Origin of the sequence: Devosia sp. SL43 (assembly GCF_021729885.1) — a bacterium.
In the GTDB taxonomy this organism is placed as follows: domain Bacteria; phylum Pseudomonadota; class Alphaproteobacteria; order Rhizobiales; family Devosiaceae; genus Devosia.
Genome location: NZ_CP063401.1, coordinates 1,006,861 through 1,023,502 on the forward strand (window position 1 = coordinate 1,006,861; position 16,642 = coordinate 1,023,502).

The 16,642-nt window shown below is 62.6% G+C and carries 16 protein-coding genes; 9 read left to right on the plus strand and 7 right to left on the minus strand.

Features of this window, described 5'->3' with window-relative positions:
* The first annotated feature begins 7 nt into the window (after window positions 1-7).
* Both flgA and flgH read left to right on the plus strand, forming a co-directional pair.
* On the plus strand, window positions 8-943 hold the full coding sequence (flgA, locus tag IM737_RS05015) for a flagellar basal body P-ring formation chaperone FlgA (protein WP_236898822.1): 936 nt from the start codon (window positions 8-10) through the stop codon (window positions 941-943).
* Between the two features lie 20 nt (window positions 944-963).
* Window positions 964-1,701 (plus strand): flagellar basal body L-ring protein FlgH, encoded by a 738-nt coding sequence (flgH, locus tag IM737_RS05020; protein WP_236898823.1) that lies wholly within the window; start codon window positions 964-966, stop codon window positions 1,699-1,701.
* A 157-nt stretch (window positions 1,702-1,858) separates the two neighbouring features.
* Here flgH and IM737_RS05025 read toward each other — a convergent pair whose 3' ends face one another.
* Window positions 1,859-2,227 (minus strand): hypothetical protein, encoded by a 369-nt coding sequence (locus IM737_RS05025; RefSeq protein WP_236898824.1) that lies wholly within the window; start codon window positions 2,225-2,227, stop codon window positions 1,859-1,861.
* A gap of 108 nt (window positions 2,228-2,335) precedes the next feature.
* On the opposite strand from IM737_RS05025, the gene IM737_RS05030 reads away from it, so the two are divergent.
* The gene (locus tag IM737_RS05030; RefSeq protein ID WP_236898825.1) at window positions 2,336-3,826 is read left to right on the plus strand and encodes a carboxypeptidase M32; all 1,491 of its coding nucleotides are present in this window, start codon (window positions 2,336-2,338) and stop codon (window positions 3,824-3,826) included.
* Here the strand turns inward: IM737_RS05030 and IM737_RS05035 are convergent.
* The 6 genes from IM737_RS05035 to IM737_RS05060 all read right to left on the minus strand — a co-directional run bounded on the left by IM737_RS05035 (window position 3,823) and on the right by IM737_RS05060 (window position 11,428).
* Entirely contained in the window at window positions 3,823-4,731 is a 909-nt protein-coding gene (locus tag IM737_RS05035; protein ID WP_236898826.1) for a dihydrodipicolinate synthase family protein, read from the minus strand. The two genes, IM737_RS05030 and IM737_RS05035, sit on opposite strands and share 4 nt — an antisense overlap.
* Window positions 4,732-4,808: 77 nt before the next feature.
* Window positions 4,809-5,891 carry an ABC transporter ATP-binding protein gene (locus IM737_RS05040; RefSeq protein ID WP_236898827.1) on the minus strand — a complete coding sequence of 361 codons (1,083 nt, stop codon included), beginning with the start codon at window positions 5,889-5,891 and terminating at the stop codon, window positions 4,809-4,811.
* Window positions 5,892-5,896: 5 nt separating this feature from the next.
* Window positions 5,897-6,724 (minus strand): carbohydrate ABC transporter permease, encoded by an 828-nt coding sequence (locus IM737_RS05045; protein WP_236898828.1) that lies wholly within the window; start codon window positions 6,722-6,724, stop codon window positions 5,897-5,899.
* Window positions 6,721-7,623, minus strand: a complete 903-nt coding sequence (locus tag IM737_RS05050; protein ID WP_236899865.1) for a carbohydrate ABC transporter permease — start codon at window positions 7,621-7,623, stop codon at window positions 6,721-6,723. The genes IM737_RS05045 and IM737_RS05050 overlap by 4 nt, the downstream gene beginning before the upstream one ends.
* 78 nt (window positions 7,624-7,701) lie before the next feature.
* Window positions 7,702-9,000, minus strand: coding sequence for an ABC transporter substrate-binding protein (locus tag IM737_RS05055; protein ID WP_236898830.1), 1,299 nt, complete (start codon window positions 8,998-9,000; stop codon window positions 7,702-7,704).
* Window positions 9,001-9,058: 58 nt separating this feature from the next.
* Window positions 9,059-11,428, minus strand: a complete 2,370-nt coding sequence (locus IM737_RS05060; protein ID WP_236899866.1) for an alpha-L-rhamnosidase — start codon at window positions 11,426-11,428, stop codon at window positions 9,059-9,061.
* 168 nt (window positions 11,429-11,596) lie between these two features.
* On the opposite strand from IM737_RS05060, the gene IM737_RS05065 reads away from it, so the two are divergent.
* The 6 genes from IM737_RS05065 to csgH (IM737_RS05090) all read left to right on the plus strand — a co-directional run bounded on the left by IM737_RS05065 (window position 11,597) and on the right by csgH (IM737_RS05090) (window position 16,518).
* Window positions 11,597-12,637 carry a LacI family DNA-binding transcriptional regulator gene (locus tag IM737_RS05065; RefSeq protein WP_236898832.1) on the plus strand — a complete coding sequence of 347 codons (1,041 nt, stop codon included), beginning with the start codon at window positions 11,597-11,599 and terminating at the stop codon, window positions 12,635-12,637.
* 164 nt (window positions 12,638-12,801) lie between these two features.
* On the plus strand, window positions 12,802-14,382 hold the full coding sequence (locus IM737_RS05070) for an ABC-F family ATP-binding cassette domain-containing protein (RefSeq protein WP_236898834.1): 1,581 nt from the start codon (window positions 12,802-12,804) through the stop codon (window positions 14,380-14,382).
* A 124-nt stretch (window positions 14,383-14,506) separates the two neighbouring features.
* Window positions 14,507-14,938, plus strand: coding sequence for a curlin (locus IM737_RS05075; protein ID WP_236898835.1), 432 nt, complete (start codon window positions 14,507-14,509; stop codon window positions 14,936-14,938).
* Window positions 14,939-15,019: 81 nt separating this feature from the next.
* A complete protein-coding gene (gene csgH / locus IM737_RS05080) occupies window positions 15,020-15,409 on the plus strand; it encodes a curli-like amyloid fiber formation chaperone CsgH (RefSeq protein ID WP_236898836.1) in 390 nt (129 codons plus the stop codon).
* A gap of 197 nt (window positions 15,410-15,606) precedes the next feature.
* Window positions 15,607-16,050, plus strand: coding sequence for a curlin (locus tag IM737_RS05085; RefSeq protein WP_236898837.1), 444 nt, complete (start codon window positions 15,607-15,609; stop codon window positions 16,048-16,050).
* A gap of 81 nt (window positions 16,051-16,131) precedes the next feature.
* Window positions 16,132-16,518 (plus strand): curli-like amyloid fiber formation chaperone CsgH, encoded by a 387-nt coding sequence (gene csgH / locus IM737_RS05090; RefSeq protein WP_236898838.1) that lies wholly within the window; start codon window positions 16,132-16,134, stop codon window positions 16,516-16,518.
* Window positions 16,519-16,642 lie beyond the last annotated feature (124 nt).

Here is a 16,642-nt window from a genome sequence, read left to right on the forward strand (position 1 = left end):
CTGATAGATGATTATCCGATCCACGTTTATCGCCCTGCTCATGACCTCCAGCGCCTTCGCTGCGCCGATGCTCAAAGGGGACATCGTCGTCAACGCTGCGGTGGTCACGGTCGGCGACATGTTCGACAATGCCGGCCTCGCCGCAGAGGATGCGCTGTTCCGCGCACCCAAGCCGGGCACCAGCGGCAATGTGAGCCTGGCCGACATCAATGCCGCTGCGGCCCGTATCGGTCTTGAAACCTTTGAAACGCGTGGCCTCGACACCATTCGCGTCAGTCGCGCCGCCACAGTGGTGGACGAAACCACGCTGGCCGAACTGATTGCCGCCGACCTGGCCGGGCGTGGCATCCTGGGTGCAGGCATGAGCGCCGATACGCTCTTTGCCACGCCAGTTCCCGCACTCAATGCCGAAGCGGTTGCTCAGCCGGTCAGCATCGTCAACCTGCGCTACCTGCCCGGTACCGGCGCATTCTCCGCGCGCTTCGCCATAGCCGGCATCGAGCAGCCGCTCGATGTCTCGGGCACGATCGAACTGCAGATCGAAGCGCCGCACCTGATCGGCAGCTTCCCGGCCGGCACGGTGCTGACCGCTGCCGATGTGGTGATGCGCCCGGTGCCCCTGCGCTTTGCCGAAAGCACCGGCGTTGCCCGGCTCGAAGATCTCGTCGGCAAGGCGCTGACCCGCCAGAGCCGTGACGGCATGCTGCTCAAGCCAGCCGACGTCACGACGCCGCTGACCATCTCGAAGAACGATCTTGTCACCATCTATTTCCGCCAGGGACCGATGACCCTGACCGTCAAGGGCCAGGCCATTACCGGCGCCACCGTCGGTGCACCGCTGCAAGTTCTCAACCTCATGTCCCGGCGCGTCATCAGCGCCACCGCCCTCGCCGCCGGCGCCGTCGAAGTCAGCGCCGGCCCGCTCGATCTCGCCGGCCTTTAGTGAATCAGGAGCCTAGAAAAATGAACATCATCAAACTCGCCACCCTCCTGACGCTCACAGCCACGCTGGCCGGCTGCAACACCATGGATCGCCTGGCCAATGTCGGTAACGCCCCGGTGCTGACGCCCATCGTCGACCCGACCACCACGGCCGGCTACCAGCCGATCAACATGCCGATGCCGCCGGCCATCGCCGACACCTACCAGCCCAATTCGCTCTACCGCACCTCGGCCCGCGGCTTCTTCAAGGACGAACGCGCCCATCGCATCGGCGATATCCTCACCGTCATCGTCACCATCGACGACAGCGCGCAGATCGACAATTCGACCACCTCCGGCCGCACGGCAAGCAACACGGCGGGCATGGGTGGCATCCTGGGCGCGGTTGTAGACACTGCCACCGCCGGCACCGTTGACACCACGGCGGCCGTCGACTTCACCTCGGGCATGACCAACAAGGGCAATGGCTCGGTCAACCGCTCGGAAAGTCTCGAGACGTCGGTCGCCGCCGTGGTCACCCAGGTGCTGCCCAACGGCAATCTGGTCATCGAAGGCCGGCAGGAAGTGCGCGTCAACTTCGAAGTCCGCGACCTGATCGTGGCCGGCATCGTCCGCCCGTCCGACATCCAGGCCAACAACACCATCCCCTCGTCCAAGATCGCCGAGGCCCGCATTTCCTACGGCGGCCGTGGCCAGATCAGCGAAGTCCAGCAGCCCCGCTACGGCCAGCAGGTGATGGACGCCATCCTGCCCTTCTAAACCCCAGTCTTCCGCGTCACGCATTCCCCCAATGGTGTGACGCGGCTCCCCCGGGCAAGGCCAGAAGGCCCTGCCCCGGCCGGTTCCAGAACAGACCCGGCCCTCCCCAGAGGCGCAGTCTCCCCGGCTGCGCCTCTTCCCCTTTGGCGGGGTAGGATTAGTCTGCGGCTTCCTCGGCGCGCCTGGCCGTCACGAAGGCACTGCCGCCCGGCAGCCGGTCGGTATTTGGTTTTCCGGGATCGACTACCCGCCAGAACGGCACGGCCTGCTTGCCCGCGGCATGATCGGCGACAGATTTCGCGGCGACGATCTTGATCATGCGCTGGGTGGTGACAGGACAGGTGGCCTCGACGCCCTTCGCGGCGGCCATGTCGGCGCGAAGCTCAGCCAGGGTCCGTGTCTCGCCGGATGGCACGGCCAGCATGTGCGCCGCCACAAGTTCGGCGCTGGGCATCAGCATGGTCTGGTCGACCATGACGCCGCCAACGCTATGCGGCCGGTTCTTGATGGTGCTCTGATCGTTCATCGCGACACTCTGGCAGGTCGGCTGCCGCTCCACTTGATCGGACTTGCGCTTAGTCTTGCCCATGACGACGAGCTGTGAAAGACAAATCCGGCATTTTCGGAGTTAGCTATGTCCTTTGAGAAACTCGACATCCTCGGCCGCAGGCTTGAAGCGCTGGAGCATGCACTCTCCATCCTGGGCGCCGACGAAGCGACCCATATGGCGGTCGGCGGCGGCGAGAAGCGGGCCGAAGCCATGTCCAACCTGGCAGGCATGTATCACGCCCAGGCCACGGCGCCTGAGATAGGCGACTGGATCGAGGCGGCGAGGCCCGAGACAGAGGACCAGAAATTGGCTCTGGCAGAGTTCAAGCGCCAGTACACCAATGCGACGTGCCTGCCGACCGAGTTCGTCGAACGCCGGACCGCCGCCACCATGCGCTCGGAGCAGCTCTGGCGCGACCTGCGGGCCAAGGGCGATTGGGACAGCTTCCTGCCGGCGCTGGAAGGCGTCGTCGCGCTGGTGCGGGAAGAGGCGCAACTGCGTGCAGACGCGCTGAAACTGGCACCCTATGACGCGCTGATGGATCAGTATGATCCGGGCAATCGGACTGCCGAGTTGGATGTGGTGTTTGACGATTTGAAGAGCTTCCTCAAGGGATTCGTGCCCGAGGCTCTGGCGGCGCAGGACGCGCGGTTGACGCGGCACCCGCGTAAGACGCTCAATGGGCCCTACCCGATCGTGAAGCAGCGTGAACTGGGCCTCGCCGCCATGCGTGCCGTCGGTTTCGACTTCACCCACGGGTCCCTCGCCGTATCGCACCATCCCTTCTGTGGCGGTGTGCCGACCGATGTTCGCATGACCACACGCTACCGCACCGACGAGTTCCTGAGTTCGCTGATGGGCGTGCTGCACGAGACCGGCCACGCGCTCTACGAACAGGGCCTGCCCAAGGAGTGGTCGCATTGGCCGCTGGGCAAGGCGCGCGGCATGGGCATTCACGAGAGCCAGAGCCTGTTCGTCGAGATGCAGCTGGCGCGCAGCCCCGAATTCTGGGAATTCACGCTGCCGCTGGTGCATCTGCATCTGGGCGAGGACGCCATTCCCGGCTGGGAAATCGCCGATATCCTCAACGAGGTGAACTTCGTCGAGCGCGGCTACATCCGCGTCGATGCCGACGAGGTCACCTACCCGCTGCACGTCATCCTGCGCTACGAGTTGGAACAGGACCTGGTCAACGGCAAACTGGAGGCCAGCCAGATCCCCGAGGCCTGGGACGCCAAGATGACCGAGTATCTCGGCATTTCCACCATAAACGATCCCAAGGACGGCCCGATGCAGGACGTGCATTGGCCGGGCGGCGCCTTTGGTTATTTCCCGAGCTATACGCTGGGCGCGATGATCGCGGCGCAGCAATGGGCGGCACTGGAAAAGGCGCAGCCTGCTGTGCGCGAAGACATCCGCAAGGGTGACTTCACCGGCGTCAATCAGTGGCGCAGCGACAATATCTGGTCGCAGGGCTCACGCTGGTCGACACCCGATTTGATCACCAAAGCGACGGGCGAGCCGCTGAACGCGGATTTCTTCAAGGCGCATTTGAAGCGGCGGTACCTGGCTTAGGTCAGGCCCCACTGGCGCAGCAGGGCGACCAGCCGCTCCTGCTGCGTATCGGTTAGCAAATCGGCAGATGGTGGACGGGCGGGGCCGCAGTCCTCGCCCATGAGCCTGAGCGCGGCTTTGACCGTTGTGACATTGGTGCCGCCGAGTTCCTCGGCGCGGATGTCCTCGAACACGGACATGATGGCGATCAGACGCTGGGCCTCGACATAGTCGCCAGCATCCAGCGCCTTGTGGATGGCCACCGAATGCGCCGGCCACACATTGATCAGACCGGACGTAAAGCCCCGCGCGCCAACGGCGTAAAGCGGCGGCGCCCAGGTTTCGGCAAGGCCGCCGACCCAGACGATGTCGTCGGGTGCGTTGCGAATGGCTTCGCCCAGCTTGAGCGGCGCGGGCGTTGCCCATTTGACTCCGGCCACGCCCGGAATGCTGCACAGCTTGACGATGTTGGCCGTGCCAATGGCGTCATTGCGCAGGTAGAGCATCAGCGGCAGGCCATCGGCGGCATCGGCTACGCGCGCGACATAGTCGAGTACGCCACGTGGCGAGGCGAAGGGATCGGGTGGCTGGTGAACCATCAGGGCCGCAGCCCCTGCCCGCTTGCTGGCTTTGGCCAGCACAACGGCATCACCGACGCTCTTGCCGACGCCACCGATCAGCGGCGCCCTGCCGGCAATGTGCTCCGCCGCGGCCGCCACCATCGCTTCGGCCTCGGGCATTGTGAGCCCATAGAACTCGCCAGTATTGCCATTGGACACCAGCGCATGCACGCCCGCACCGATCGCGCGATCGACGATCGGCTTCAGGCGATCCGGGGCGATGCGGTCATCCGCATCGAACGGCGTGACCAGAATGCCTGAAATACCCGACAGCGCTGCCCTCAGATCCGCCGACGCTCCAGCCATGGCTCATCCCATCATGTATGGTAGGTGTAACTGGCCAGTTACTTAAAACCTGCCATCACATGGGTCAAGCGCCAGTCTCAGGCTGGGTGGTGCGCGATCCCGTTTGCGTCGAAAATCACCGCACGGGAAGGATCGAAACTCAGGGACAGACCTTGGCCAATCTTGAGGTGATGGTCGCCATCGAGCACCACCAGCCAGGACGCTCCCGTAGGCAGCTTGACGCTGACATTGGTTTCGTTGCCAAGGCGCTCGACCAAGGCCACTTCGCCAACGATGGTGCCGGATGCTCCCTCGGATAGATCGTGCGGGCGGATGCCGAGAGTAATGGTGTCGCCCACTTTGAGGGCACTCGTGTCGGCAGGGATGGCGATTGGGGCAATGCCAGCGCCCGATACCGTCACCGATCCAGCATTCACGCCATCGATTGCAAGACTGATGAAGTTCATTTTCGGAGAGCCGATAAAGCCGGCGACGAACAGGTTGGCGGGACGCTGGTAGAGCTCGATCGGTGCGCCGACCTGCTGGACGACGCCAGCATTGAGCACCACGATCTTGTCGGCCAGGGTCATGGCCTCGACCTGATCGTGCGTGACGTAGATCATGGTCGCGCCGAGGTCGTGATGCAGCTTGGCGATCTCCATGCGGGTCTCGACGCGCAGGGCTGCGTCGAGGTTGCTGAGCGGCTCGTCGAACAGGAAGACCTCGGGCTTGCGCACAATAGCGCGGCCAATGGCGACGCGCTGGCGCTGACCGCCCGAAAGCTGGCTCGGCTTGCGCTCGAGCAGGTGTTCCATCTGCAGGATGCGGGCGGCTTCGCGGATCTTCTGGTCGCGCACATCCTTCGGGGTCTTGGCCAGTTTGAGGCCGAAGCCCACATTGTCGTAGACGGTCATATGCGGATAGAGCGCATAGTTCTGGAACACCATGGCGATGCCGCGATCACGCGGCTCGACCGCATTGCAAAGCGTATCGCCGATCCACAGCTCGCCGCCGGTAATGTCTTCGAGCCCGGCAATCATGCGCAGCAAAGTGGACTTGCCGCAGCCCGAGGGACCGACGAAGACGACGAACTCGCCATGCTCGACATCGAGATCGACGCCCTTGATGACCGGGACTTCGCCATAGCTCTTGTGGAGCGCCTTGAGTGAGAGGCCAGCCATTTTTGTTATCCTTTGACGGCGCCAGCGGTCATGCCCGCAACGATCTGCCGGTTGAAGAACAGGAAGACGATCAGCGGCGGGATGGTGATGAGGGCAATGTTGGTGAAGAGCAGGTTGTAGGAGGTGCTGAACTGGCTCTGGAAATTGTAGAGGGTCAGCTGCACCGTCGCGTTCTGGTTGCCAGGCAGGAAGTAGAGCGGGTTGGTGAAGTCGTTGAAGATGGCAACGGACTGCACCACGATATTGGTGACGGTCACCGGCCAGAGCAGCGGCAGCACGACGCGGAAGAATACATCGAACGGACGGGCGCCATCGATGATCGCAGCTTCATCCAGTTCGCGCGGAATAGTGGCGATGAAGGCGCGATACAAAAGGATAGTGAACGGCAGGCCATAGGCGACCTCGATCAGCACCAGACCGTGCAACCTCGCGAAGAGACCTGTCCCTTGCAGTAGCCAGATTGTCGGCACCACCGCCGGGGGAATCATCAGCCCGGCCAGAATGAGAAATTCGATCAGTCCGTTGAACCTGGTCTTGCGGCGCTGCAGCACGAAGCCAACCATGGCGCCGAAGATCACCAGCAGCGTTACGCTGGCCACCGTCAGGATGGTGGAGTTGATGAAGGCCGTCACAAGCATCCAGTTTCGGGTCGTGACCACCTCGACCACGTTGCTCCACAGTGCATTGCCGGCGGGCCAGGAGAAATCGAGCAGCGCCGCCTGCCGTTGATCCTTGAATGCCATCAGGACGATGAAGGCGAAGGGCACCAGAAAGACGACTATCGAAGCCAGGATGGCAACGACGCTCAGCCAGTATTTGCGGATCATCGTCATTCGTGCCCCTGCTTGCGGTTGAGCAACATGGTCAGAGGAATGACCAGTGCCGCGACCAGCACGAACAGCACAACGTTGCCGGCGGTCGAAAGCCCATAGAAGCCGGCCTGATATTGCTTGTAGATGACAGAGGCGACGGTATCGGAGGCAAAGCCGGGGCCGCCGCGCGTCATGGCCCAGATTAGATCGAAGGTGCGCAGGCCGCCGATGAAACTGAGGATAATGACGGTAGACGTCGCGGGTCGGCACAGCGGCAGGGTGATTTCGAAAAAATTCTGCAGCTTGGTCGCGCCATCGATACGGGCAGCTTCGTAATAGTCCTTGGGAATGGCCACGATACCAGCGATGTAGATGACAGTGGCCAGACCCACACCTTTCCACACATCCACCAACGCCACCGAATAGAGCGCCAGGTTGGGGTCGACCAACCAGCCCGGCCCCTTGATGCCAAGCAGAGCCAGCCCCTCGTTGATCATGCCGTTGGTGGGATGCATGAGAACGGTGAAGGTGATGCCGACGCCCACCGTCGACACCAGCACCGGAAAGAAGACCACCGAGCGCAGATAGCCGCGGGCAGCGACCTGGCTGGTGAGCAGCACAGCCAGCAACAGGCCGAGCACCACCTTGAGGCCGGATGTAATGACTGCATAAAGGATCGTGTTGATCAGACCCTTGATCAGGAACGGCTCGCGCAGGAACTGGGCGAAATTGTCGAGGCCGATGAAGGTCGAGTTGAACAACGTCCAGCGCGTCAGGCTGAAATAGAGCGAGGCAACGGTGGGCAGCAGAAACAGCACGCCGTAGATGATGGCTGCCGGCAGGAAGAACCAGCCCGGATAGGGCGAGCGGCGCTTGAGCACCGGCGCGGGAGCGGCGGAAGCCGTTCCAGTCGCAGTCATGACAGCCATACAACTCTCCTTCAGAGACGGTGGCCCCGGGCGAGACCAGACACCCGGGACCACCTCATGAGCAAGTGCTTACCAGCCGGGAAGGCCGAGCTGCTGAGCCTGCTTGCGCACGTCCTCGTCGTAGAGAGCCGCGCCATCGGCGGCCGGACGGATGCCCGAGCCGACTTCGACGGTGATCTGCTCGAGAGCCGGGCCCTTGATGGGCGACAGGAACTCGAGTGCCGGGCCATTCTGACCGCCCTCGGCGAAGTAGGGCAGCATGTCGCTCACGGCCGGCGGCACATCATCAGGCAGCGTGCAGCCATTGATCAGGTATGGGCCCGAGGCACCGCCAGCGCGCGTCTGGGCCTCGCAGCCTTCGACGCTGGCGACGAACGCCACGAACTTCTTGGCAGCATCGAGGTTCGACGTCGTGGTCGGAATATAGATGCCATCGGGCATCCATACGGTCAGGCCGTTCAGCGCTGCATCGTCACCGGGCTGGGCGAAGAAGCCGACATTGGCGAGGTTCTCGGGATAGGTGGCGGCAATAGCCGTGGTCGCGAAAGTCAGCATCGGGTAATGCGCGCCCTCGCCGGCGGAGACCATGCGGATGCCGTCATCATACTTCGCCGCGCCGAAATCCTCGTTGAGATAGCCGGCGTCGAACACTTCCTGTAGCTTCTCGAAGCCGCGCAGAGCCGCCGGGTCTGTGGCGAACTTGGCCTCGTTGGCCGTGTAGTTGTTGGCGAAGTTCGCGTCCTTGGCCGACACGTTGTAATAGTCGGCCAGCACGAACAGCTGGCTGGTCCAGGTGTCGCCATAGGTCTGGATAACCGCAACCTTGCCGGCGTCCTTGATCTTCTGGTTGTTGGCCATGAACTCGGCCCAGGTGGTGGGAACGGAGAGGCCGAGCTCTTCGTAGATCGCCTTGTTGTAATAGATGCCGCCGCCCATGGCCGCGCCCATCGGAGCGCCGCGAATGGTGCCATCCGGCGCCGTCACGACCTGCTTGAACGAGGCCTGCACATCGGCCTGCCAGGGTTCGTTGGTCAGGTCGACGAGGAACTGTGCTGGATTGATCGCCTGGAACAGCGAACCGGAATTGTAGCGGAACACATCGGCCATCGTGCCCGTCGCGAGGCGCGTCTTGATCATGTTATCGCCTTCCGAACCGCCGGGACGGGTTTCGATATCGATGTTGATATCGGGATTGGCGGCTTCGAAGCTCTTGACGATCTCCTCGGCCACGGCGACGCCGTCGGCACCGCTCGGGATCAGGTAGGTCAGATTGATCGACTGCGCGAAAGCACCGCCTGTCAGCGCCGTCATCGCCAGCATGGCAGCGGACAAGCCCGCCAGCGCCGTCCTGCGTGTAGTCATGGTCATTGGTCTCTCTCCCATTATGCCCGCACCATGCGGACCATTCATTGCCGTCGCCTGTTGGTCAGGGCGTCCGGGCATTGATGCTGTGCTCGGACTTCTGCGCGCGCAGGACCGGCGTAAAATTGAAGGTGATGCTATGCTTGCCCGGCGTCAGGGCCTTGTCGCCATGCCCGTCCCAGGCCGAGCCGTCGACAGAGATGTTGCGGCAGTCAGCCGACAGTCGCAGTACGCCCGAGGACGCAGCGGGAACTTCGACACTGTAGGTCACCGCATCGCCAGATACCGTCCATTCGGCTCGGATCGTGCCCCTTGGGCTGTCGTGATGCGCCTTGACCGGAGACAGGTCGGCAATGACGGTCGGCTCGAAGATGATCGTGGCAAAGCCCGGATCGGTCTCGTCCGGACGGAAGCCGGCGACACCTTCGAGCAACCATTGGCACACCGCGCCATAGGCGTAGTGGTTGTAGGAATTCATCTGCGGATTGTATATCGATCCATCCGCCTGGATCGCGTCCCAGCGCTCCCAGATCGTCGTGGCGCCCATCTTGACCTGATAGAGCCAGCCCGGAACCTCTTCCTGCAGGAATACATCCGCCGCAAGGCCGACTTCGCCGATCTTGACCAGCGCCGGCAGCAGCGCCGGCGTGCCGATGAAGCCAGTGCCAATGCGGCCGTCGCTGCGCTTGATGGTCGCCTTGAAGTAGCGCTTGGCGGCTTCCTGCTTGTCGGCAGGGATCAGGTCGTGGAGGAACGCCAGGGCGTACGAAGTCTGGTCGTCATAGGCCAGGCGCCCGGAGGCGGTGATAAACTCGTCGGCGAAAGCGGCTTTGACCTGGGCAGCAATGCCTTCCAGGCGCTCGGCCAAGTCTGCCTGGCCGACGATTCGCGCGATGCGTGCCACATGTGTCGACGCGATGAACAGGTAGATCGTCGCCGAGGCGTCGTCGCCTATGGTCGGCAGCGGCTTGGCGCTGGGGCCGCTCGGCTGCAACCAGTCGCCAAAGGAGAAGCCGCGGCCACCCCATTCGCGGGGTGGACTGACGATCGGTCCTTCGCTGATCGACCAGACGAAATCGACCCATTTGACCATGGCCGGCAGGACTTCGCGCAGGATCGCGGTGTTGCCGTAGTGCAGATAGACCTGCCACGGGATCATCCAGATGGCATCGCCCCAACCGGTGGAGCCGAAGAAGCCGGGGTAATCCTTGGACTGCATGCGCGTTGGATCGGGCGACACATGGGGCACGGCGCCGTCTGCGCGCTGGTCGGCCATGACGTCGCGGATCCACTTCTGGAAGAAGCTCTGCGCGTCGGCTAGGTAGAGCGCCGTGCCGGCAAAGACCTGCGCGTCACCGGTCCAGCCCAGGCGCTCGTCACGCTGCGGGCAATCGGTTGGCACTTCGATGAAGTTCGCGCGCTGCGACCAGACGGTATTGAGGAACAGCCGGTCAACCAGCTGGCTGGCAGAGGTGAAGCTCGCCTTGACCTCGGTCACGGAGCTTATCGGCACCGAAACGATGCTGCCCAGCGTCGCTTTGCCGGTGATGGTCACGCGGGCATAGCGGAAACCCTGAAAGGTGAAGTGTGGGCGATAGTGCTCGGTCCCCTTGCCGGACAGCGTATATTCGAGCCGCGCTTCGGCGGTGCGGAAGTTGACGTTGTAGAACGCGCCGTCCTGGTTGAGCACTTCGGCATGCTCGACGGCGACCTTGGCACCGGCCTCGCCAGTGACGTTGAAGGCGACATAGCCACCGCTGTTCTGACCGAAATCATAGACGGTACGTCCTTCGGCATCGGTCCAGCTTTTGACCACCTGGAGCGGCGCGAGTTCGCGAACCGGCGTGGTTTCGTGGGCGACGAGCCTGGCAGGGTCGAAGTCGATAATCGCTGTACCGGCCGTTACCTTGGGCGCGAATCCAGCGTCGAATATCTCGCCAAAATAGATGCCCGACTTGCGGACCGGCAGTTCGCCACTTTCCCAGCTTGCATCGGTCACCAGCAGCGGCGCAGTGCCGGTAGCCGCACTGCTCAGTTCGGCAATGGCGGCGATCTCGCTGCCCCACGTGTTGAAGATCGGCGCCTTGCCCCACATCATCTGCGAGCGCAGCCAGCCATCCGCCAGCCAGATTTCGATGCGGTTCTCGCCGGACACCAGCAGGTCCGCCACCGCATAGGTCTGGTAGCTCAAGCGCACGTCGTAGCTGGTCCAGCCTGGGGTCAGCTCGTCCTTGCCGACGCGCTTGCCGTTGATGAAGCAGCGATAGAGCCCAAGCGCGCTGATGCGCAGCGTCTCGTCGCCACCAACCCGGTCGAGCGTGAAGGACTTTGCCACAAAAGACGCCGGCGTCCCGACGCCCTTGTCGCTCAATGGTCGCACCATGTTCGCTACCCAGGTATGACCGTTGGCCGCGCCAACCGCGCTCGCATTCATGGCGTAGTTCACCGCAAATTCTCCTCGTGACGTCCCGTTGGATCGGGGTGTAGAATGTTCTACGTGTATCGTTCTACAAACGAAGCAACTTGGCAATAGGCTTTTTTGAGCACTGCATGCTAAGGCACACCACGAGGGGCATCTGGGTTCTGCAGAATGGTTTTGGGAATGGACAATCCGGCAACGGGCCGCGCTGGCGGGCGCGTCACCATTCGTGAGGTGGCCGAACATGCCGGTGTGTCGGTGGCTGCCGTTTCCAAGGTCATGCGCGACGCCTATGGCGTAAGTGCAGACATGCGCGCCAAGGTCGAGTCTTCGATCGCAGCGCTCAACTATCGTCCGAGCGCCGCCGCGCGCGGCATGCGCGGCCAGACCTACACCATCGGTGTGCTTATGGTGGACATCAAGAACCCGTTTTTTCCGCTACTGTTGGACGGCATCAGCGACAGCCTGGCCGGCACGCAATATGTCCCGCTGATCGGCATCGGACGCGGCCAGCCAACCCTTGAGACCACGATCGTACACGCGCTGATCGACCGGCAGGTGGACGGACTCATCCTCATCGGTCAGCGCATGGATACCGCCGTTGTCGAGGTCCTTGCACGCGAAGTTCCGGTCGTCATGATCGGCCATCACGAGCCGGGTGCCACCACTTTCGACTCTGCCAACAACGATGATGAACGCGGCGGGGCGCTAGCTGTCGAATACTTGCTGCAACAGGGTTACAAGCGTCCTGCGATGATTACCTTGGGTAAGGATCAGGGCCGTGCCGACGTGTCACGCAAACGCGAAGTGGGCTTCACCAGAGCCATGCGCGAGGCAGGATTTGACGACCGGACGATCCGCATAGCCGAAGCCTACGAGGGCATCGACGACGTTACGGCCACCGTCCGCAGCCTGATCGAAGGGCAGGAACCGCCGGACGCCATTTTCGGCTGGGCGGACTACTATGCCCTCGAAGTGCTAAGCGCAGTGCGTTCGCTGGGCTTGCGCGTGCCGGAGGATATCGGCGTCATCGGTTACGACAATTCCCCGCCCTGTGCATTCACTCAGAACGACTTGACCAGCATCGACCAGAAGGGCCGCGAGATCGGCCGCAATGCCGCTCGCCTGCTGCTGGAGCGTATTGGCGGACGCATGACTGCTGAGCACTTCATCGCTTCGCCGACCGTGAGTACTCGCGGTAGCACACGACGAAAGACCAAGTAATCCCAATGCGTTAGTACAATCGGCAGATTCAAAGTTGCAGGCCAGGTTGACATATCGCCGACCTCCCCTATCCTTCCGTCCATCCGCAGCACTGACCGGACGGTACCCAATGGAATTCTCGGTGAACGACTGCCTCGCCCGCATCGCTCACCTGGAATCCGCCCATGTCCGCCTCTGTTTCGCTTCACCAGCTTTCTTATTCGACGCCTGATGGCCAACCGCTTTTCACCGATCTCGAACTGTCGTTTGGTGCTGGCCGCACTGGCCTGATAGGCCGCAACGGCACCGGCAAATCCACCCTGCTCCGCATAATCGACGGCGAGATTGAGCCAGCCAGCGGCACCGTCTTGCGCAACGCCACGTTGGGCATGCTGCGCCAATCAGTGCAGGCCGACAGCGACCAGACCGTCGCCGAAGCACTTGGTGTGCGACCCGCGCTGGAACGGCTCGATAGACTCGAACAGGGTACGGGCACGCTGAATGACGGCGCCGAGGCCGATTGGACGCTTCCCGGACGAATCGAGTCGGCGCTCAACAGCTGTGGTCTGCCGCCGCTAGACTCGGAGCGCGCAATCGCCACGCTGAGCGGCGGCCAACGCACCCGTCTGGCGCTGGCCGCGCTGATTCTGGGTGGGCCCGATATCATCCTGCTCGACGAACCCACCAACAATCTCGACGCCGAAGGTCGCAATGCGGTGGTCGAACTGCTGCATCGCTGGCGTGGTGCAGCGATCGTGGTCAGCCACGACCGCGCCTTACTGCGCGAAATGGACGCCATCGTTGAGCTGACGACGCTCGGCGCCACGACCTATGGCGGCAACTGGGACCATTATGCCGAGCGCAAGGCGCTTGAACTGGCGGCGGCCGCCCACGGCCTCGCCTCGGCCGAGCGTCAGGTTGCCGACATCGACCGCAAGATCCAGGCCCAAGCCGAACGCAAGGCGCGCAAGGATGGCGCCGGTGCCCGCAAGGGCGGCATTCCGCGCATTCTGCTCGGTGGCATGAAGGAGAATGCGGAGAATTCGAGCGGTGAGAATGCCCGGCTAGCCAATCGCCAGCGTTCGGATGCGACCCAAGCCGCAAGCGAAGCGCGCGCCAAGGTAGAAATCCTCACACCGCTGACGGTGAAGCTCGCCTCATCCAATCTCCCCGCCGGTCGCACTGTATTGGTTGCGTCGGGACTGACCGGTGGACCTGAGGGTATCGAACCGGTGATCCGCGACTTCAACTTGTCGATGACAGGGCCAGAGCGGGTCGCCATCACCGGCCCCAATGGCTCCGGCAAAACCACGCTGCTCCGGTTGCTCACCGGGGATCTGAGACCCATCGCCGGTCACGGGGATATCCTGGTGCCCTATGCCCTGCTCGACCAGACGGTGAGTCTGCTCGATCCGACCCTCAGCATTCGCGACAATTTTCGTCGGCTCAACCCGGCTGCCGATGAGAATACAGGTCGCGCTGCCCTGGCCCGCTTCATGTTCCGCGCCGATGCGGCATTACAAATCGTGGGCACGCTGAGCGGTGGGGAGATGCTGCGCGCCGGTCTCGCCTGCACCATCGGCGGCAATAGCCCGCCGCAACTGCTGATCCTCGACGAACCCGCCAACCACCTGGATATCCAGGCCGTCGAGGAACTCGAAGCCGGCCTGCGGGGCTATGATGGCGCCCTGCTCGTCATCAGCCACGACAGAGATTTTCTTTCCGCGATCTCGGTCGAAAGGACCATCTCGCTTGCGCCGGTTTAAGAAATTTATCGGATGAACGAAATCTGAATCCCGAGTTCACCCCCAGTTCCAACGCCCCGGTCTAATCCTCATGTCATCGGCAAGAAGCGCTCGGAGGGAGCGCAGCCAAACAGGAGAGACCAAAATGAAACGCATCATCATCACCACCGCAATCGCCGCAGTTCTCGCAGTTTCCGCCTCGCCCGCTTTCGCCGCCGGCATCTTCGTCAATCAGTTCGGCTTCGGCAACCAGGCCGGTGGCCAGCAGATCGGCGCTGGTAATACCATCGGTATCGGCCAGAACGGCATCAACAACGGCGGTATCGTCCAGCAGTTCGGCAACGGCAACACCGGCGCCGTCGGCCAGGTCGGCGTCAACAACGGCGCTGACATCTGGCAGCAGGGCAACAACAATGCCGGTGGCGTTGGCCAGTTCGGCAGCAACCACACCGCAGTCCTGACCCAGGACGGTAACGGCAACGTCGCCGCCGGTGTCCAGGTCGGCAACAACTGCAATGCCAACGTGACCCAGGCTGGTTCGGGCAACGTGACGGCCTTCGTGCAGGCCTGCCCCTGATCGGTCCTGACGTGAATTGCTGATGGCCGGAAGGGAGGCCCCCTTCCGGCCTATCGTTCAAACCAGTTCCAGGAGGATACCATGATCACCAAGTCCCTACGCACCGGCACCATCGCCTTGATGGGCCTCGGCATTGCCGCCATCGCCGCAACTTCCGGCATGGCCCACTCCACCGCCGACAGCATCCAGTGCGGCATCGCCGAAGGTTCCGAGCGCGGCATGCTCGCCCTTGAAGGCACCATCCTGAGCCCGGTTGCCCTGAGCGGCGAATACCGCTTCAGCATCCGCAGCTCCGGCAATGGCGGCTCGTCCAACATCAGCCAGGGCGGCTACTTCACCGTCGCGGCCAATCAGGCGACGCCGATCGGCAAGGTGCTGATCAATGCCGGCTCCGCCTATGCCATCGACTTCGACGTTACCGCCAACGGCAAGAAGCTCGATTGCAGCCAGGACGTTGCGAGCCTGCGTTGAAACCACAAACATCAACGGCATGAAGGGGTTCCGGGAAACTGGGACCCCTTTTCTTTTGTGCTTCGACCACTATTTTTGCGCGTGAACGAACTATGAATGCATCGCTCCAGATCGGTTCAGTGGCGCCCTCCTAATGTCTGGTCATCAGCTGGAACAACCCAGCAAGCCATGCACCAGAAGCCAACAGGAGAGACGCCATGACCACCAAGTTCACCAAGACCCTCGTCGCCGCCCTTGCCGCCGCCGTCATCGCCGTCACCGCGGCTCCCGCCATGGCCAACGACGTGTTCGTCAATCAGTTCGGCTTCGGCAACTCCGCCGGCGGTAACCAGATGGGCTGGAATAACACGTTCGGCGTCCACCAGACGGGCAACGGCAATACCGGCATCGGCCACCAGAACGGCGGCAACAATGTCGGCGCCATCGGCCAGCAGGGCAACGGCAACTATGGTGATACCTGGCAGCAGGGTTGGAACAACGCCGCAGGCGTCGGCCAGTTCGGCAACAACCACAGCGCCGTCCTTACCCAGAACGGCAATGGCAACGTCGCCGCCGGCGTACAGGTCGGCAACAATTGCAATGCCAACGTGACCCAGGCCGGCACCGGCAACGTGACCGCCTTCGTCCAGGCCTGCCCCTGATCCGTCCCTGACGTGAATTGTTGATGGCCGGAAGGGATTTCCCTTCCGGCTTTTCGCTTAACCCAGTCTCAGGAGAATACCATGATCAGCCAAACCATCCGCTTCAGCGCCGCCGCCCTGCTTGGCATCGGCATCACCGCTATCGCCGCCACCTCCGGCATGGCCAATTCGGGCTCGACCATCCAGTGCGGCATTGTCGAAAGCAGCCAGGGCGGCATGCTCACTCTGGAAGGCACCATTCTCAGCCCGGTCGCTCTGACCGGCGAATACAAGTTCGCCATTCGCAGCTCCAGCAATGGCGGCTCGTCCAGCATCAGCCAGGGCGGATATTTCTCGGTCGAGGCCAACCAGGCGACAGCGATCGGCAAGGTCCAGATCAATGCCGGCTCGACCTACGACGTCGACTTCGACGTCACCGCCGACGGCACGAAACTCAACTGCAGCCAGGAATATTCAGACCTGCGTTGATCTCGAAAACATCAATGAATTAAAGGGGTTCCGGGAGACTGGATCCCCTTTCTGTTTGGGTATTCCAGACAAATTTGGCGAGTGAACGAAATCTGAATAGGCCGCTCCGGATCGGTTCAGTGGC